Origin of the sequence: Hungatella hathewayi WAL-18680 (assembly GCF_000235505.1) — a bacterium.
In the GTDB taxonomy this organism is placed as follows: Bacteria; Bacillota; Clostridia; order Lachnospirales; family Lachnospiraceae; genus Hungatella_A; species Hungatella_A hathewayi_A.
This window is the reverse complement of sequence record NZ_JH379028.1, coordinates 98,465-117,183: the sequence shown is the minus strand read 5'-3', so window position 1 is coordinate 117,183 and position 18,719 is coordinate 98,465. Positions and strand designations below refer to the sequence as shown.

The 18,719-nt window shown below is 52.0% G+C and carries 14 protein-coding genes; 3 read left to right on the top strand and 11 right to left on the bottom strand.

Translation table 11 applies throughout. The annotated features are described in order from the left end of the window. Nucleotides 1-4 precede the first annotated feature (4 nt). The 6 genes from HMPREF9473_RS16465 to rbsK form a co-directional block, all read right to left on the bottom strand. Entirely contained in the window at nt 5-934 is a 930-nt protein-coding gene (locus HMPREF9473_RS16465) for an ABC transporter permease (protein WP_006781295.1), read from the bottom strand. Then, on the bottom strand, nt 921-2,012 hold the full coding sequence (locus tag HMPREF9473_RS16460; protein WP_006781294.1) for an ABC transporter permease: 1,092 nt from the start codon (nt 2,010-2,012) through the stop codon (nt 921-923). Before HMPREF9473_RS16460 ends, HMPREF9473_RS16465 begins: the two co-directional genes overlap by 14 nt. Continuing rightward, entirely contained in the window at nt 2,002-3,594 is a 1,593-nt protein-coding gene (locus tag HMPREF9473_RS16455) for an ABC transporter ATP-binding protein (protein ID WP_006781293.1), read from the bottom strand. Before HMPREF9473_RS16455 ends, HMPREF9473_RS16460 begins: the two co-directional genes overlap by 11 nt. A gap of 89 nt (nt 3,595-3,683) precedes the next feature. Next, nucleotides 3,684-4,790 (bottom strand): BMP family ABC transporter substrate-binding protein, encoded by a 1,107-nt coding sequence (locus HMPREF9473_RS16450; protein WP_006781292.1) that lies wholly within the window; start codon nt 4,788-4,790, stop codon nt 3,684-3,686. Between the two features lie 12 nt (nt 4,791-4,802). Then, nucleotides 4,803-5,453 (bottom strand): YczE/YyaS/YitT family protein, encoded by a 651-nt coding sequence (locus HMPREF9473_RS16445; protein ID WP_006781291.1) that lies wholly within the window; start codon nt 5,451-5,453, stop codon nt 4,803-4,805. Next, entirely contained in the window at nt 5,454-6,395 is a 942-nt protein-coding gene (gene rbsK, locus HMPREF9473_RS16440; RefSeq protein ID WP_434059277.1) for a ribokinase, read from the bottom strand. Nucleotides 6,396-6,630: 235 nt separating this feature from the next. Between rbsK and HMPREF9473_RS28575 the strand changes: the two genes are divergently transcribed. After that, the gene (locus HMPREF9473_RS28575; RefSeq protein WP_006781289.1) at nt 6,631-7,227 is read left to right on the top strand and encodes a LacI family DNA-binding transcriptional regulator; all 597 of its coding nucleotides are present in this window, start codon (nt 6,631-6,633) and stop codon (nt 7,225-7,227) included. Between the two features lie 25 nt (nt 7,228-7,252). Beyond that, the gene (locus tag HMPREF9473_RS16435; protein WP_006781288.1) at nt 7,253-8,569 is read left to right on the top strand and encodes a ribokinase; all 1,317 of its coding nucleotides are present in this window, start codon (nt 7,253-7,255) and stop codon (nt 8,567-8,569) included. On the opposite strand, the gene yeiL is transcribed toward HMPREF9473_RS16435, so the two are convergent. Next, nucleotides 8,564-9,253 (bottom strand): transcriptional regulator YeiL, encoded by a 690-nt coding sequence (yeiL, locus tag HMPREF9473_RS16430; RefSeq protein WP_006781287.1) that lies wholly within the window; start codon nt 9,251-9,253, stop codon nt 8,564-8,566. The genes HMPREF9473_RS16435 and yeiL overlap by 6 nt on opposite strands. A gap of 120 nt (nt 9,254-9,373) precedes the next feature. Between yeiL and rihB the strand changes: the two genes are divergently transcribed. After that, complete coding sequence (gene rihB / locus HMPREF9473_RS16425; RefSeq protein WP_006781286.1) at nt 9,374-10,306, top strand: ribosylpyrimidine nucleosidase; 933 nt, start codon at nt 9,374-9,376, stop codon at nt 10,304-10,306. Between the two features lie 55 nt (nt 10,307-10,361). Here rihB and yqeC read toward each other — a convergent pair whose 3' ends face one another. The 4 genes from yqeC to ygfK form a co-directional block, all read right to left on the bottom strand. Then, complete coding sequence (gene yqeC / locus HMPREF9473_RS16420) at nt 10,362-11,162, bottom strand: selenium cofactor biosynthesis protein YqeC (RefSeq protein ID WP_006781285.1); 801 nt, start codon at nt 11,160-11,162, stop codon at nt 10,362-10,364. A gap of 459 nt (nt 11,163-11,621) precedes the next feature. Then, nucleotides 11,622-13,007 carry a dihydropyrimidinase gene (gene hydA / locus HMPREF9473_RS16415; RefSeq protein ID WP_006781284.1) on the bottom strand — a complete coding sequence of 462 codons (1,386 nt, stop codon included), beginning with the start codon at nt 13,005-13,007 and terminating at the stop codon, nt 11,622-11,624. A gap of 85 nt (nt 13,008-13,092) precedes the next feature. Beyond that, complete coding sequence (gene xdh / locus HMPREF9473_RS16410) at nt 13,093-15,705, bottom strand: selenium-dependent xanthine dehydrogenase (RefSeq protein ID WP_006781283.1); 2,613 nt, start codon at nt 15,703-15,705, stop codon at nt 13,093-13,095. Nucleotides 15,706-15,721: 16 nt separating this feature from the next. Continuing rightward, on the bottom strand, nt 15,722-18,718 hold the full coding sequence (gene ygfK, locus HMPREF9473_RS16405) for a putative selenate reductase subunit YgfK (protein WP_006781282.1): 2,997 nt from the start codon (nt 18,716-18,718) through the stop codon (nt 15,722-15,724). Nucleotide 18,719 lies beyond the last annotated feature (1 nt).

Below are 18,719 nucleotides of genomic sequence, written 5' to 3'. Positions count from 1 at the left end.
ACTATCACATTTTTTTCATCCGGTTAATCTCTTTCTGCTGTTTCACAACCGAGAAGACCACCAGTCCTAGAATCGTTGTTATGTAAGGAATGGACTGCACCACCTCCGACGGCATCTGCATAGCCTGAAGGTTATTGGCCAGGGAATCCGCCATTCCAAAGATAAGGGTGGCCCCCAGTGTACCCGTGGCCGTCCCCTGTCCCAGCTGCTGGGCCGCCAGTGCGATAAATCCTCTTCCTGCAATCATATCTCTGGAAAACCAGGACACATAGCCCATGGACATATAAGCTCCGCCCATGCCGGCCAGAACACCGCTGATAATCATGGCGATAAACTGGTATTTCACCGGTTTGGCTCCCACAGAGAGAGCCGCCTGCTCATTCTCCCCAACAGCGCGGATCCGAAGGCCCACAGCCGTCTTGTTGAGCAGAATGTAGGTGAAGGCCACAGCCAGAAAGGCCACGTAGGTAAGCACATTGTGCCCGGAGATAATATCTCCCAGCACCGGAATATTCTGAATCACCGGAATATGGATGGTCGGCAGCACCTTGCTGGCCAGGGAGGAAGAAATCCCCTTGTCCTTGCATACCAGATACAGAATAAACACGGTACATCCCGAGGAAAACATATTGATGGCGATACCGGTCAGTGTAATGTGGGACTTCAATACCAAGGCCACATAGGACATCAGCATGGCAATCAGAACCCCGGTTATCACCGCTACCAAAAGCCCCACAAAGGCGCTCTGGGAATAGGCGCTGAAGATAACTCCTGACAATGCTGCAAACAACATAATACCTTCCAGTCCGATGTTAATCACGCCGGCCTTTGCCGTAATCAGCGCTCCCATGGCGGCAAAGATAATCGGTGTGGAAATGCGGAGAATGGAATAGAAAAAATCGGTTGAGAAGATAATATCACTAATTTGCTTCATGCTCCGACACCTCCTTCTGCTCCAGTTCACGCCTGGAATATTTCACAATCTGTTGATGCTTAAACTTGTTTAAGAACATCTTGGCAACCACTAGCATAATGATGGCTGACTGAATTACAGATATAATCTCATAGGGAACATCGCTGGTCCGGTTCATGATATCGGCGCCGGTACGGATGTAGGACAGGAAAATCGCCGCCACCGGAACAAGAGCCGGATTATATTTGGCAATAATCGCGATCAGCATTCCGTCAAACCCGTACTGGGGAAGTCCCTGGTACTGGAAACGGTTATACATTCCCGTCATCTCCACCGCTCCACCAAATCCTGCCAGCGCTCCGCCAATCACCTGCGCTCCCAGCACGGTTGCTCCCACGCCGATTCCCGCATATTTGGCAAAATTCTGGTTCTGTCCGATGATTCGTATGGCATATCCCAGCTTTGTCTTATACATCATGAACCAGCAGATGATCACCGCCGCAATCACAAACAGCAAACCCAGGTGAAGTCTCGTGCCTGGTATCAGGTTCGGCAGAGACGCCGTATCCCGAAACGGCAGGGAGGACGTAATCCCCAGGGAGGTGTCAAGAACCTTCGTCCGTATCAGATAATTGCCCATATAAAGACAGATATAATTGAGCATCAGGGAGGACACCAGCTCGTTGGCCTGCCATTTCAGTTTCAGGATAGCCGGAATGCTCATGATGCAGATTCCCGTCGCCGTACCGGCCAGAATACAGACAAACGCATGAACTCCTCTTGGCGCTTCCACCAGAACCGCCACCACAGAGCTGACCGCACAGGCCACATAGAAGGAGCCCTCCGCCGCCATATTGTTCTGTCCGGCCGCAAACACGATGCTGACAGCCAGTCCACAAAACATTAACGGAATCGACAGTTCAATCACATTGGCAAACCGTCTGGGGCTGGTCAGCGGCCCTATCAGGAAATTGTAGAGGGCATTGCCCGGATTATCGCTGACAATGATGATAATCACCAGCGCGATACCGAGAGAGATGGCAATGGCCAGCAGGGTTCGTATCACATCAAACCGTTTTTCAATTGTCTTACTGTTCATGCATACACCTCCCTATCTGCTTCTCATCCATCGTCTTGATTCCCAGCATATACTCGCCCAGTTCCTCCGGGCTTAATCCGGTGACATCCGGCAGATAAGCCGCCACACTGCCGTTGTGCAGCACGATAATGCTGTCGCTCAGCTCCATAACCTCCGCCAAATCGGCGGATATCAGCAGAATAGCAGTTCCCCCGTCCCGAAGCTCCACCAGCTTGTTTCTCACCAGCTCCGCAGCCCCCACATCGATGCCTCTCGTGGGCTGGTTGGCAATCACCAGTTCCGGACCGGAGGAGAATTCACGGGCCACTACCACCTTCTGCATATTTCCTCCGGAAAGCATGCTGACCGGCTGGTCCCTGTCATCACATTTCACACCGTAATCCTGAATCAGGCGGTCGGTCTCACTCTCAATTTTCTTCCGGTTTAACAGGATCCCTTTGTTGAATTCCCGTTTATAGTAGCGGTCCGCTATCATGTTATCCTTGACACCGGCCGTACTGACCACTCCATACGTCATTCTGTCCTGTGACACATGGGAGACCTTCAGTTCCCTGACCTTCCGTATGGATTTCTTTTCAATACTCACGCCTCCGATTTTGATGGAACCGCGTTGCAATTTGCTCATACCGGTAATCAATTCGCTCAACTCATTCTGTCCATTTCCCTCAATACCGGCAATTCCAAGAATCTCACCTTGGCGCACCGACAGACTGATATCCTTTAAAATGTCCCTGCCCGCCATGTCGTGATAGCTCACATGCTCCACCACCAGCTTAACCGCCCCCGGTTTCGCCGGTTTTTTGTTGGTCTTTAAATCAATATCCCGTCCAATCATCAGCTTCGATATCTCCTGCTCCGAAACTGACGCCACATCCCTGACCGCCACCGTTCTGCCATCTCTCATGATGGTAATCCTGTCGCAGATTTCTTTAATCTCATTCAGCTTATGGGAGATGAAGATAACCGTATGCCCCAGTTTCCGTAAATGCTTCAGCTCCTCAAATATCTCCACCGTCTCCTGGGGTGTCAGCACGGCTGTCGGCTCATCCAGTATGAGGATATCCGCTCCACGCAGCAATGCCTTTAAGATTTCCACCCTCTGTTTTAGCCCCACACTCAAATCCATCACACGGGCATGGGCATCAATGGGCAGCCCGTATTTCTCCGCCACTTCCATGGTCCGTCTCACCGCTTCGTCGAATCTGATAAATCCAAACTTCTGCGGCTCCAGACCCAGCACCATATTCTCCGCCACTGTCAGGGATGGAACCAGCATAAAATGCTGATGCACCATTCCGATTCCCATATCAATGGCCGTAAGCGGACTGTCAATCTGGACTGGCTTTCCCTTGTAGATAATCTCCCCCTCATCCGGCCGTTCCTCTCCAAACAGGACCTTCATCAGGGTGGATTTCCCCGCTCCGTTCTCTCCGGCCAGGGCGTGAATCTCACCTTTTCTCAATTGGAAATCCACATTTTTATTGGCAACAAAGCCATTGGGATAAACCTTTGTGATGTTGCTCATCCGCAGTATCTCTTCCCCTGCACTGCCATTTGGATTCTCCCCAACTGCATTTCCCATCGTTCCACCTTCTTTCAAGGCTGCCGGCACCTTTTCGTTTGCCATCGGATGCCGGCAGCCTTTCCTTTATCACGGTATCAAAAGTTCCATTACGGCGCTACTTCGTTGCGGATGACTGCAAAGTCTGCGGTATCCATACCGATTGCGGAGTCAACGACGATCTCACCGTTGATAATCTTCTGCTCCAGGTCTTTGACCAGCTGCTGATTCTCCGCCGATAATTCTCTCTCAAAATTCTCTCCGTAAACGATTCCCACACCAAGCTCTTTCAGACCGACAACTTCTGTCTGGCCCCATGTGAGCGTGCCTTCCTCCGCCATCTTCACGGCTCTGAGCAGGGACTGGTCCACACGTTTCATCATGGATGTGACGATCACCTCGGCCATAGCCGGGTCAGAATCCTTAAATGCCGCCGCCTGGTCGCCGTCAACGCCGATCGCGTAGAGGCCAAGCTCCTTCGCCGCATCGAGAACACCGATTCCTGTCTGGGACGCTATCTGGTAACAGATATCCACCTTCTGCTGATTCATCTGTGACAGTGCAAGCTCTTTTCCCTTTGTGGAGTCTACGAAGGTTCCCGCATAGGAAACCGCCACCTTGATATCCGGTTCCACATACTGGGCGCCTCTGATATATCCCAGCATAAAGTCGTTGATGATAGGAAGATCACCGCCGCCAATACAGCCGATAATCTTCTCCGGATTGGCATTTTTGCCCTCTGTTGTCATGATTGCCGCCACGGCGCCTGCCAGGAAGCTGCCCTCATTCTGCTTATACTGCACACAGTACAGGTTCTTGAAATCTCCCTTGCTCCAGTCCACCTCCGTATCGAACATGATAAACTTCTTGTCCGGATACTGTGGAATCAATGTCTCGGCCACTTCCACTGCCGGTGAAGAACCGACTATGATATAATCCCAGTCCTGCTCTGCCACATCCCGGAAATACGGCTCATATTTGGACGGGTCCTGCCCCATCTCGATAGTCTTTACTTCCGCTCCCAGCTCGCTGGCTATCAGTTTCATACCGTCATTGGCGCTGTCATAGAAGCCCTTATCGCCAAGGTTGCTCGTTATCAGCAATGCTACTTTCAGCTTGTCATCCTCCGCCGCTTTCTTCTGTCCACATCCGGCCATGCTAAACACCAGGGCCGCCGCCGTGATAACCGCTGCAATTCTTCCATACATTTTCTTCATGCTTTCTCCTCCTTAATGTTCCCCGCGCGTGGTACGCTGGGGATTCTCCTCATGTAACAGCTTCTTACCCCATGTAATCGTAGGAGCCATAATCGGCCCCACCGCTACAATCCCAACAATAGTTCCAATAAACACAGTCCCTCCGAGCAGCCATCCTGCCGCCGCCATCACCGCGTCAAACAGAATTCTCTCCACTCTGTAAGGAAGACCTGTCACTCTCACGATGGTCTGGTTAATCCCATCCGTAGGCCCGATTCCAAGCTCTGCCGCCTGGTATAATCCCAGCCCAAATCCAATCGCGGCCGTCCCCAGCACCAGCACGATAATCCGGCTGGGCATTCCCGGAGCATTTCCCAATACGGCTGTCAGCAGAGCGGATGACGCATCCACAAAAATGCCGAGCAGCAGCGTGTAGAGAATGGTGCCGATATGAATCAGCCTGCGTCCCACAACCAGTAAAATCAGGAACGCCGAAACATTTAATACGTTCGTGGCCATTCCCGGGGAAACATGCAGTACTTTTCCAAGTCCCTGAATAAATGCCGTCACCGGGTCGGAGCCTAAATTTGCCTTCATATAACAGGCACAGCCGAACCCGGCCAGGAACACCCCCATCACAATGACGATACAGCGTACCACAATGCTTTTCTTTGAATATCTCACTTAGCTCACCTCCCGGCAGGCCTTTTGGACCGCGTCCACTTCCTCCCTTGTCGGCAGGGAGCTCTGTGCCCCTTTCCTTGTCACCGCGATGGATGAAGCCGCATTGGCCAGCCGGATGGACTCTTCTACATTCATCCCCTCCGCGAGCGCCGTGACAAAGGCTCCGTTAAAGCAGTCACCGGCCGCTGTGGTATCCACGGATTCCACCTTTCTTGCCGGGAAGACCTTTGTCTTTCCATCACCAGCCAGAAAACAGCCCTGGTCTCCCATAGTGACAATCACATGCCTGGCACCCATCTCAATCAGCCTCCGGGCCCCTGCCTCAATGGACTTGACATCGGTTCCTTCCAGACCGCTTAACTTGGCAAGCTCCGTCTCATTAGGTGTCAGATAATCCACTTTCTCAAGAATCTCCCGCGGAATCTCCTCCGGCGCCGGAGCCGGATTTAAAATCACGGTCTTTCCCAGCTCCCGTCCTCTTCTGACGGCGTAGTACACCGCCTCCGGCGGTATCTCCATCTGAAGCAGTATGTAACTGCATTCCTGAAAGGCGTCATCCATCTCTTTTAAATATTCCACACCACAATCGTGATTTGCTCCCGGAACCACCACAATGCTGTTATCTCCGTTTCCATCCACATAGATGGAAGCTGTTCCGGTGCAGCTGCCGGTCTGTCTCAGTCTGGAACTGTCTACCCCGCTATCCGCCAGACTCTTTTGCAGCACACCGCCAAAACTGTCCCGGCCGATGCATCCAAGCATCACCGCGTCTCCGCCAAGCTTTCCGGCCGCGCACGCCTGATTTGCACCCTTCCCGCCGGGAACATTGGCCAGCTCCTTCCCCAAAACAGTTTCACCAATCACAGGCATCCTGGTCATGTTGATGACGATGTCCATGTTTAAGCTGCCTGCGATAAGGATTTTTCCTTTCAATCCCCTCACCTCCTTATTTTTCTGTGTGCATTGTTGATTTTGTATGGTAAAACATTTTATTAAATAAGTTTCTTTATATTATTTATACTCCATTCATTGACTATTGTCAATATTTGGAGTATATTTTTTATAAGAAATATTTTTTATCAAATACTTTCTTTAAGCGTATTTGATAATCGATATTCCAAGAAGGATATTTTAAGGGGATAAAAGAATAAGAATAATACAGAAAGGACTTGAGTTTATGACTATAAAAGATATAGCCAGACTGGCTGACGTCTCTATCTCTACCGTATCCAAAATCGTCAACAACAAGGATGAGAACATTAATGTAGAGACAAGAAACCGGGTTTTAAAAATTGTAAAGGATTATAACTATGTACCTTATGGCTCCGTAAAAAGCACTTCGGAGGCCAGAACCTTTATTCTTGGCCTACTGATTCCTTCGCTCTCCAGGACGAATCTGTTTCTGAACGGCATCATTTCCGCGGCTCAGGAACATGGTTACAGTGTTATGGTCTACGAAAGCGGCACGGACCCTGCCAATGAGTTAAAGAATATCTCCTCTCTGTGCAAGAACAATGTAGATGGGGTCATCTGGGAGCCGGTTCACGCGCAAAGCCTGGACAACCGGCATTATTTTGAGGAGCAGAATATCGAAATCTGCCTGATAAATTCAGATGAGAAACAGAATTCTTATTTTATTGACTTTACCGAGATCGGGTATCAGGCCACACAGATGCTGGTAGATTATCATCACAGAAAGCTGGGTTGTCTGCTGAAGGAAAACAGTCCCCGCTCCCAGGCGGTGCTGGAGGGATTTCGCAAATGTCTTTTTTGACAACAACATCCCCTTCTCCGACAGCATGATTCTTCCGGCCGAGTCAGGTTCATGGTACAACGGGGTTCTATCGCACACGTTTTCCGGAATTGTGAGCCCTTACTACGACTCCGCCACAATCCTGATGGAGCAGCTGGGCAAATTTAAAATTTCTGTCCCTTACGACCTCTCTCTCATCAGCCTTCGGGATGATATGGGAGAAAATACCCGCTACCCGGGAATATCAGGTATTAAGATACCCTACTATGAATTTGGCCGCTTTGTCTGCGAGAGACTGATTGATTCATGCGAAAAACAGGAGAACATGTTACCGGCGTTTGAGTCCGCTTACCCGCTGGACCACACCCTCAGTCTGGATATTCCATTTTCCTCCCATTCCAAGCGGATTGTGGTGGTGGGAAGTGTTAATATTGACGTGACTTTGAACGTCAATGAACTGCCGCAGCCGGGCAAGACCATCAGCACCAGCAAACATTCCGTCATTCCCGGAGGCAAGGGAGCCAACCAGGCCGTGGGAGTCGCGAAACTGGAAAATGAGGTATCCTTAATCGGGCGGGTCGGCAATGATTACGACTCCAGTCTGGTGTACTCCTATATGGAAGAATACCACGTTGATATTCAGGGGATCAAGCGGGATTCTCTGGCCGAGACCGGAAAAGCCTACATCCATGTGCAAAATGATGGGGAAAGCATGATTACGCTGCTGGCAGGAGCCAATCAAAACCTGACTCCGGCTGATATTTCCTGTTATGATGATTTATTTGAGCATTGTGAATATTGTCTGCTTCAGACAGAGGTGCCGGAAGCGGCTATATTGGAAGCGGCCAGGCTGGCTCACGCCCACGGAGTCAAAAATATATTAAAGCCAGCCGCCATCAACCGGATTGACCGTTCCCTGATGCAGTATATAGATATCTTTGTGCCCAATCGAAAAGAAGCTGAAATGTTATGCCCGGGCATGCCGGATGTGGAAAGCAAAGCGGATGCATTTCTCGCCATGGGCGCCAAAACAGTGATCATCACGCTGGGACACCATGGCTGTTATATCAAAGATACTTCCTTCTGTGGATACCTCCCCGCCGCTGACTTCATCCCGGTAGACACCACCGGGGCAGCTGACGCATTTATATCTACACTAGCCGTCTATCTTCAAAACGGTTACTCTCTGGTCAACGCCGCCAAAATCGCCACCTATGCGGCCGGCTTCTGTGTCTCCAGACAGGGCGTTATCCCGGCTATGATTGACAGAAACTCTCTGGAAGCCTACATTGCCAGAAAAGAACCGGAGCTTATCAACTGCTCGGCCAACCGGCTGCTGCCAAAATTGACGGAGACTCTATAAAAACTGCTCCTCATCCGGCGCCATTTCCCGGGCCAGCCCGGCAAGAATCTTCGGCTCCCTGATGAGATAACCGCCACCCTGTTTGCCTATCAGGCCGTCCCGTTGAAACTGTGCCAGAACGTAAAGCAGATGACGGTAGGATACTCCCAGATACTCCGCCGCCTGAGTGTGTTTTTCCTGGTAAACGCCTTCATTTTGGGTAAGCAGGATAAAGGCGGCCAGACGATTTGCCAGCGGAAAGGACTGATTCTGCGTGGCGGATATGATATTGCGGTAATTTTTAACACTTAGCAGAATACAGAGACTGCGCAGAAATATCACATCGTTTAAAAGCTGGTTCCGGTGCTGTTTCATCCCAAGTGCCAGACACCAGCTTGTTTCAATTGCCTGTACGGCCCTGACCTCGAACTCTTCATTGAGTAACTCCATCTCCCCGATAAAACAAGGGGACGTAAAAAAATCTATGAGGGATACACGTCCGTTTGGCATGGTCACATATAGCTTGGCTCTGCCCTGTGCAAGATAAAACAAATAATCCGGACGCTCCCCTTCTTTTACAATATATTCTCCCGCCTCTATCCGAAACAGCCGGGTGTGTGATGTCATGTCGGTTGAAAACTGCTGCAAATAGCCGGAGCTATCCATCAGCTGCTGCTTTTTTGTCTCATTTTTTACTTCTTTCATGTTTTCTCCTTCCAGTATGAGATTTCTCATATTTAGTATATCGTTTCCGTTGTTATAATGCAAATAGAACGAGGTGGAGAATCACCGCAGATGCGGTGATAAGAGAAAGGAGAACTGAAAATGGAAAAACGGAAAATCATACTGGACTGTGACCCAGGGCACGACGATGCGATTGCTATCATGATGGCAGCCAGACATCCTGCCATTGATTTGCTGGGGATTACTATTGTAGCAGGTAACCAGACGCTGGACAAAACACTGGTAAATGGGCTGAATGTCTGCCAGAAACTGGGGATTCAAGTACCAGTGTATAAGGGCATGCCGAGGCCTCTGATGCGGGAGCAGATTGTGGCAGGCAATATCCACGGGGAAAGCGGTCTGGACGGTCCGGTATTTGAACCGCTGACACGCAAAGAGGAGAAGATTCATGCCGTACAATACATCATTGAAACTCTGATGGCAAGCGACGGGGATATCACTCTGGTTCCGGTGGGACCACTCACCAATATCGCTGTATCCATGCGTATGGAACCTGCCATCATACCTAAAATCCGGGAGATTGTACTGATGGGCGGCGCCTATGGCACCGGTAATTTCACACCTTCCGCAGAATTCAATATCTTCGCGGACCCGGAAGCGGCACGGGTTGTCTTTACCTCCGGGGTGCCGCTGGTGATGATGGGGCTGGATTTAACCAACCAGACAGTATGTACCCCCGACGTCATTTCACGCATGGAAAATGTAGGGAATGCCGCCGGGCAGCTGTTCAGTGACATCATGAATTTCACACTGAAAACGCAGTTTGAAAATTACGGACTGCCCGGGGGGCCCGTGCATGACGCCACCTGCATCGGCTATCTTATCAATCCGGGCTGTATCAAAACCAGAGATATGTTTGTGGAAATCGATGTGAACAACGGACCGTGTTATGGACGTACTGTGTGTGACGAGCTGGGCGTATTGGGACATACTCCAAATGCCAAAGTCGGGATTTCCATTGATACTGGATGGTTTTGGGATTTAGTGGAGGAATGTATCAAGATGTATGATTAATACATAAAAGTGATGCCACCACACGTAGTTGATATTCAACTATATGTAACGGCATCTATCTGGTTTTTATTAAGTTTGAAGTTATGACAATAGGAATATCCGCTGTAAATCTGATTTCCTGGACGATCTGCCGCGCCAGCCGAAGTTCCCGCTCCCCATCCGCCTGATTCAGCACAATACGGTAAGGGCGCTCCCCAGCGTGTTTTCTGGTGCCGTTCCAGCTTGTCAGAATGTAAGCGACATCTTCGGGGCGAATGGCAGCTTCCGGCTTGTGTCCTGCTGCTTCCAGCAGCTCCACCGCCAGTTCCGGCCGGAAACAGCCCGCCTCCCATGCCTTTCCGACACTGGTCAGCCCGGCGCATCCAATCACCGCGTCAGTCTCCGGTATGATGACTGGTTCATGGCTGGCCGGCGCTTTCAATGGAAGTCTCCTGGAGCCGTCTGCTTCAATCAGCAGCACATCGCACCAGGCCGCAAGGCCGGCGATGTGGGAGGCTTCCATTCCACACAGCTTGCGGCATGCTTCCCCACTCTCCGGCATGCTTGCTTCTTTCACAGAGCCGCCGGCCACAAGAATCTTGTCTTTCCACGTCACTTGACTTAACCCGGACGCCTGCTCTATCAACACGGTCTGATAATTCTCCGGATATAAGATATGGGTACTCGTGGTGACTATCACCCGTTTCCCCATCGCTTTCAATTCCTCCGCCAGCCGGAACATCACGCTGGTCTTCCCCCCGGCGCCGGTGATGGAGATGATTTTCACTGTCTCATCCAGCTCTAACGCTTCCCACAGGTTTGACAGTTCGTTTAACCGGCTCTCACCGTTGATGGTATCTACTCGATAAATGCTCATATTCCCTCATTTCCCTTAATTCTATATCTATGTCTCTACGCATTTTCATAAATAAATGGTCTCATACTACCATACAAATATTTGACATTTTTCAGGATATCTGCTATGATGGAATTGTAAAAAACAGGTACTACCGATAGACGGTTAGCCCTTATATGTGATTATAACGAAAATAACCGCACACTTAGGCAAGGGGCGGTTATTTTCTATTGCTCATTTTGTATGAAAAACTCGCAACTGCAATCAGTACTAACACGAATTGAAACAAATCCGAATAAGTCACCATCGCATACCCTCCTTTGGCAAAGATTTCCCCACAAGGAGATATCTATGTAAACAGAGGGTCCAGTCCCTCTGTAACGAGGGCTAACCGCCTACCGTTCTGGTAGTACCTGCCATTATTTTACCAGATACTCCAAAGACTGACAATACATCGACTTATTAAATTTTCATAACCCTTCAATCAATCTCCGTCCGAGTCTTCCTCCTCACATACCTTCCCTCAAACTCCTTCACCACACGCCCATCTTCCACGACCAGTTCGCCATGCAGATACACCTTCTCCGCCTTTCCCTTCACTTTAAACCCTTCATACGCCTGGTAATCCACATTGGCCATCTGGTTATCCTTGGTCAGGGTCCACGCCTCATCCGGTTCCCACACCACGATATCGGCGTCGCTTCCCGGTGCGATGCATCCTTTCTGTGGGTACATCCCGTACAGCTTTGCCGGGTTCTCCGACAGCAGGCGGCACATCTGCTCAATCGTCAGTTTTCCAGTCAGAACCCCGTAGGTATAAATCAGCACCGGCCGCGTCTCAACGCCTGCCATGCCGCCGGGAATCTTCGTGAAATCATCCTTTCCCATCTCCTTCTGCGCCAGCGTAAAGCTGCAGTGGTCCGTGGAAATGGTGTGAATGTGGTCCTTCCTCAACGCGTTCCACAGCCTTGTCTGGTCCTCCACTCTCCGGAGCGGCGGCGCGATAATATATCTCCCGCCCTCAAAATCCGGCAGCCGGTATTTGCTCTCATCCAGTAGCAGATACTGCGGGCAGGTCTCCAGATACACTTCCTGGCCCCGCTCCCTGGCGTACTTCACTTCCTGGTACCCGGCGCCGGAGCTCAAATGCACAATAATCACCGGCGTATCCACGATAGCCGCAATCTTTAACAGCCTGCTGATGGCCTCCGCCTCCACCACCGCCGGTCTTGTGGCGGAATGGGCCGACGTGTCCATGTGTCCTGCTGCCTTCGCTTCCTTCACCATGGCCTTGATAATCCCGCTGTTTTCACAGTGCACCCCGGCAATGCCGCCGAGCTCTTTCAGTCTCGCCAGCACCTCATAGATGGCCTCGTCATCCAGAATCATATCATCATACGTCATATATAACTTAAACGAGGAAACGCCGTCGGCCACCACTTTGGCCAGCTCCTCACAGATGTCATCGTTCCAGTCCGAGATAGCCAGGTGGAATCCGTAGTCACAGGAACTGACCCCGTCCGCCTTCTTATGCCAGTTGTCCAGCGCCGTCTGAAGGGACTCCCCTTTATACTGGGTACAGAAATCCAGAATCGTGGTGGTTCCGCCAGAAATCGCCGCCTTCGTCCCCGTCTCAAAATTGTCCGCCGTCACCGTCCCAGCCACCGCCAGATCAAAGTGGGTGTGGGCATCAATAAACCCGGGAAACAGCCATTTTCCGGATACATCCACCACCGCATCCACGTTCTTCATCTCACAGGTCAAATCCGCTCCCACCCGCTTGATGATTCCGTCCTCGATCAGCACATCCTCCTGTGCCCAGCCTTCGCCTGACACCACATTACCGCCTTTTAACAACCGTTTCATAATCCGCATCCTTCCTTTCTGCCAGCTATCGCATAAAACACGTTCAGGGACGCGCCCTCCATTGGAGTTCACGTCCCTCAAAGCCTTATTTCTTCTTACTATACGGCGTTCTCTCAAGCGGAAGTTTCGTTCTAAACTCCCCGTCAAACCGGTAGTAAGCGCCCTGCACCGCCGGAGCCGTCGGAATCGAAGTGATTTCCCCGATGCCCACCGCGCCAAATGCAAGTGTATCCTTATTCTTTTCCACGATGATGCTCTTCACATCCGGCGTCTTATCCGCACGGAAGAGTCCCAGCGTGCCAAACTTCGCGGTCGGTCTGCCCTGCTCCAGCGGATAATCCTCCGTCAGCGCATAGCCCAGTGACATCACCACGCCGCCCTCAATCTGGCCTTCCACCGACAGCGGGTTGATCGCTTTCCCCACATCATGGACCGCCACAATCTGCTCCACGGTTCCGTCCTCCCGAAGAAGAGCCACCTGGGTCGCATAGCCGTAAGCCACATGGGACACCGGATTTTCCTTATCCGCCCCCATCTTGTCTGTGGCCGCCAGATACTCCCCATAATACTCTCTGCCGTTCAAATCCGCAAGCGTTTTTCCTTCCAAATCCGCTTTCAAATCATCACAGGCCCGTTTCAGCGCCTCCCCTGTCACCAGAGTCTGGCGGGAACCGGAGGTGGTACCGGAATCCGGAGCCAGATTCGTCTCCGCCGGCACATACACGATATCCGTGTCCGAAATGCCCAGAGCCTCGCAGGTCATCTGAACCAGCACGGTGCCAAGCCCCTGCCCGATACAGGAAGCGCCGGAACGGATATGTACCTTTCCGTCCTCCACCGTCAGGCGGCAGCGCCCCCAGTCAGGAAGCCCTACGCCCACGCCGGCGTTCTTCATGGCACAGGCAATGCCCGCTCTCGGATGATTCTCATAAATCTCTTTCACCGCCTCCAGTGTTTCCACCAGCGCGGTGCCCGGAAATGCAATCTGTCCGTTTGGCAGCACCTGCCCCGGACGGATGGCGTTGCGATAGCGAATCTCCCACGGGGAAATGCCCACCTTCTCCGCCAGCAGGTTTAAATTACATTCCGTTGCAAAACAGCTCTGCGTCACACCGAATCCCCGGAACGCGCCTGCGGGAGGATTATTGGTGTAAACCGCTTTTCCGTCAATGTCTATATTCTGATAATTATATGGCCCGGCCGCATGGGTACAGAGTCTCTGAAGCACAGGTCCACCCAGGGATGCATAGGCGCCGGTATCCGTCACCACCACCGCCTTCATGCCTAACAGATAGCCGTCCTTATCACAGGCCGTCGTGAAGGTCATCTTCGCCGGATGGCGTTTCGGATGCACCATAATGCTCTCTTTTCTCGTCAGCTTCACCTTCACCGGCAGTCCCGTGTGGTAGGAAAGAAGGGCCGCATGGTGCTGCACGGACATATCCTCCTTGCCGCCAAAGCCGCCGCCCACCAGCTTGTTGATGACATGAACCTTGTCATTGTCCCATCCAAGCATTCCGGCACACTCGTGCTGGGTGTCATAGGTTCCCTGGTCCGAGGTATATAACAGGGCTTCCTGCCCATCCTTATCCACGATGGCAATAGCGCACTCCGGCTCCAGGAACGCATGCTCCGTAAACGGTGTCTCATAATCCATCGTCACCACGTAGGCCGCATCTTTTATGGCCTGCTCCACATCGCCCCTCACCAGATGCTCGTGAGCCAGAAGGTTGCCGGTCTCATGAACCAGAGGCGCTCCCTCCGCCAGAGCTTCCTCCGGGGAAAATACTCCCGGCAGCTCCTCATACTCGATTTCCACCAGTTTCTTGGCTTCCTCCAGTATTTCCGGGGTGTCCGCCGCCACCAGACAGACAGCGTCGCCCACATAACGGGTAATGCCGCCCACCGGAATCATGGTATCCCAGTCTTTCTTTAAGTGGCCAACCTTATTATTCCCGGGAACATCCTCAGCTGTCAGCACCGCACGGACACCCGGCAATGCCAACGCTTTCGATTTGTCAACCGACAATACCCGGGCGCGCGGATACGGCGTGCGGATGGCGCTTCCGTAAATCATATGCTCAATTTCCATATCATCCACATATTCGCCGTAACCCAGCACCTTCTCGCGCACATCCACCCGGTGGGCTCTCTGGCCCACGCCGGTGATATGCTCCGCCTTCAAGTCCTTGACGTCCTCCCGGAACAGCTTCGCCGCCAGCTCCACCGCGTCAATAATCTTCTTGTATCCGGTACACCGGCAGATATTGTTGCGAAGCGCCGCCGCAATCTCCGTTCTGGTTGGATGATCATTGACATCCAGAAGACCCTTGGCACACATCACCATGCCGGGGATGCAGAAGCCGCACTGAACGGCTCCCGCTTCTCCAAAGGCGTAGACAAACACTTCTTTTTCCCGATCCGTAAGTCCTTCCACCGTCACAATGGATTTGCCCACGAATTTTGATACTTTCTGTACACAGGCTTTCGTCGGTTTCCCGTCCACCAACACCGTACAGGTGCCGCAGGCGCCTTCGCTGCAGCCGTCTTTCACAGATTTTAGATGACAGTCATTTCTGAGAACATCGATTAATTTCCTGTCCTCCGCCACCGTCACGGTCTTTCCGTTAATCTGTAACGTGAATCCACCATCCATGCCATCACGGGCAGTTCCCGCGTCGCTCGTCAATGTACACATAAGTTCACCTGCTTTCTTATCCTAACAGATAGTTATAATCCTGGCATACCGCAGCGATGATTCTGCGAAGCCCTTCCGGCACCCTGCTGTCTTCATCCGAAGTCTTGCAGGTATAGATATCGCCTAAATATCTCACCTTACACTCGCCGCTCTCCGCGTTCAATACCACAAAGCCCTGGTTTTTGCTGTTCTCCATATCGGCTTCATTGGCAAACAGTGTAAATTTATCAAGATACGGTGCGCTGTCATACGGGCAGAAGCTCTTGCAGTTGCCGCACTCATTACACATATAATCTACGTGGATAATCTGGTGTTTCTCCATACCGGGTACGGTGATGGTAATGTTGGCCCGGTTCGGACAGACATCCACACAGTTCTCACAGATATTGGAGCATCCCAGACAACGGGTGCAGTCCTCCTTGTCTTCCTTCGTCTCCACAAGGGTTCCTCTTCTGTCATACAGCTTCGACAAATCGCTGACCGTATCGTCAAAGTCCATGGCCGCCGGTTTTCCGAGAATCGCTTCCGCCGCCTTTCTGGCATCTCTCATGGCTTCCACCACGGTCGCCGGGCCGCCCAGTCCGTCACCGATGACAAACACGCCTTCCCGGCTGGTCTCCAGAGTCTCCTCGTTGACAAGAGCCTTTCCGCGCTCGCTGACATTGATTCCATTCTCCTGATAGAAGGAAGTCGGAACCTGCTCGCCCACAGCCGCAATCACGGTATCCGCCGGTATCTCCACCGTTTCCCCCGTCTTTGCCACTCCGCGCCGTCCGGAAGTGTCCATATCGGACAGCTTCATCACGTCACACAGCAGCCGGCCGTTTTCTAACTTCACCGGAGCCAGCAATTCTTTAAACTCTACGCCGTCCTCAACCGCCATCTCCAGTTCTTCCGCATCCGCCGGCATATAGCGTTTCGTTCTTCTGTATACAAGATACACATGCTCCACGCCGGTCGTCCGCTTCGCCGCTCTGGCCGTATCCATGGCCGTATTTCCGCCGCCGATAACCACCACATTGCTTCCAATATCCAGCCTGCCTTCCTTCGCCTTAAACTCCGCCAGGAAATCAAGGGCGTTCACCGTCTCTCCCGCTTCCAGTTTCAGCACGCCAGGTTTGGAGGCCCCTGTCGCCAGGATAATATAGTCATATCCCTCCGCCTTCAACTCATCCAGGCTGGATACCGTCGTGTGGTACTTCACTTCCGCCCCGTAAGCCGTCACGATGGAGGCATCCTTCTCAATCGCCCCGTCCGCAATCCGGAATCCCGGTATCACATGCTTCACAACGCCGCCTAAGCTGTCTTTCTGCTCATAGATCGTGGCAGGCAGACCGTTCTTTGTCAGGAAGTAGGCTGCCGCCATACCTGCCGGGCCGCCGCCCACAATGGCTGTTTTCTTTCCGGATAATGTTCCCGCCTTCACCTCTTTCATCAGAGCGTCATACCCGCCCTCGGCACAAACCAGCTTCACGCCGCGGATATTCACCGGGTCCTCATAGAAGTTGCGGTTACATTTGCTCATACAGTTGTGGGCACAGATGGTTCCCGTGATAAATGGCAGCGGATTTTTCTCCGTTATCACCTTCATGGCCTCCTCATACTTTCCGGCCCCGGCCAGCTGTAAATAGGTGGTGATATCCTGATGAATCGGGCATCCCTCCTTACACGGTGCGAAGAAGCAGTCCACCAGCGGCACATTTCCATCAATTTTTCTGGATGGAAGCGGCTTGATATCCTTCACATGGTGCTTATCCGTGATGGCATTCTCCGCCAGCTTCGCGGTTTTCTCCGCGCTGACGCCCTCGAAGGCCCCGTTCTCTTCCTGCACCAGTTCCGCCATCTGGGACATTCTCTGATATCCGCCCGGCTTTAACAGTGTGGTAGCCACCGTCACCGGCCAGATACCCGCATCCACAATCTCCTTGATATTAAAGAAGTCCGCACCGCCGGAATAGGAGATGCGCAGCTTCCCGTCAAACTCCTTCGCCAGCTTCGCCGCCAGGGAAATGGACAGCGGATACAGGGATTTACCGGACATATACATCTCTTCACTTGGCAGCTCATTCTGCTTCACATCCACCGGGAAGGTGTTGGTGATTTTCACGCCAAACTCCAGATTCTTTCCATCCGCCAGCGCCATCAGGCGTTTCAGCATCGGTATCGCATCCTCGTACTGCAAGTCATCCAGGAAATGGAAATCGCCAAAGGCCACGTAATCGTACCCCATCCGATCCATGGTTTCCCGCGCAAACTCATAACCCAGCAGCGTCGGATTGCATTTGATAAACGTATGTAATCCCTTCTCTTCTATTAAATATGTAGCAATCCGCTCAATCTCCTGTGGCGGGCAGCCGTGGAGGGTCGACAGAGTGACCGAGTTACAGATATTCGGGGAAATGTTCTCGATATCTTCTTTCGTCACATGCTTAAACTCTCCCACATGCTCCAGCAGATACTGTCTGCACGCCTGGTAAGTCTCCGTCCCCGACGCGTCCTTCATGGACTCGATAAAGCTGTCAATCTTCGGAGATTTGATGCCCTCCAAATCATAGCCAACGCTCATGTTGAACTGGAAACCGGCGCCGTCCGCACCGCCCAATCCGTATTCCTTTGCCAGCACATGGAGTAAAAACCATGCCTTGATGTACTCCTCCTGGGCCTGGGGAACATACAGCTCCGTGGACCACTCACAGTTGTAGCACTCGTCATCCGCCTTGATACATGGCTTGCTCACCGGCAAATCTTCTCCGTCGATAATCTGAACGGTTTTTAACTCAAAGAACCGGCTTCCCGCATAGTAGGCGGCCACAATATTCTGTGTCAGCTGGGTGTGAGGCCCCGCAGCAGGCCCAACCGGCGTCTCCAGCGTGCGTCCAAAAATGGTTCTGTTGTACTTCTTATCCGCCCGGTACGGCCTTCTGATTCCAACTACGGCCCCCTTGCTCTTCTCTTCCTCTAAGATCCATTCCACCATCTGTGAAAATGGGATTGGTGTCATTCTATCAGACATC

Excerpts from the sequence above, each read along its gene's own strand:
- HMPREF9473_RS16465 (WP_006781295.1), bottom strand. The coding sequence starts at position 934 with ATGAAGCAAATTAGTGATATTATCTTCTCAACCGATTTTTTCTATTCC.
- HMPREF9473_RS16460 (WP_006781294.1), bottom strand. The coding sequence starts at position 2,012 with ATGAACAGTAAGACAATTGAAAAACGGTTTGATGTGATACGAACCCTG.
- HMPREF9473_RS16455 (WP_006781293.1), bottom strand. The coding sequence starts at position 3,594 with ATGGGAAATGCAGTTGGGGAGAATCCAAATGGCAGTGCAGGGGAAGAG.
- HMPREF9473_RS16450 (WP_006781292.1), bottom strand. The coding sequence starts at position 4,790 with ATGAAGAAAATGTATGGAAGAATTGCAGCGGTTATCACGGCGGCGGCC.
- HMPREF9473_RS28575 (WP_006781289.1), top strand. The coding sequence starts at position 6,631 with ATGACTATAAAAGATATAGCCAGACTGGCTGACGTCTCTATCTCTACC.
- HMPREF9473_RS16435 (WP_006781288.1), top strand. The coding sequence starts at position 7,253 with ATGATTCTTCCGGCCGAGTCAGGTTCATGGTACAACGGGGTTCTATCG.
- yeiL (WP_006781287.1), bottom strand. The coding sequence starts at position 9,253 with ATGAAAGAAGTAAAAAATGAGACAAAAAAGCAGCAGCTGATGGATAGC.
- rihB (WP_006781286.1), top strand. The coding sequence starts at position 9,374 with ATGGAAAAACGGAAAATCATACTGGACTGTGACCCAGGGCACGACGAT.
- yqeC (WP_006781285.1), bottom strand. The coding sequence starts at position 11,162 with ATGAGCATTTATCGAGTAGATACCATCAACGGTGAGAGCCGGTTAAAC.
- hydA (WP_006781284.1), bottom strand. The coding sequence starts at position 13,007 with ATGAAACGGTTGTTAAAAGGCGGTAATGTGGTGTCAGGCGAAGGCTGG.
- xdh (WP_006781283.1), bottom strand. The coding sequence starts at position 15,705 with ATGTGTACATTGACGAGCGACGCGGGAACTGCCCGTGATGGCATGGAT.
- ygfK (WP_006781282.1), bottom strand. The coding sequence starts at position 18,718 with ATGTCTGATAGAATGACACCAATCCCATTTTCACAGATGGTGGAATGG.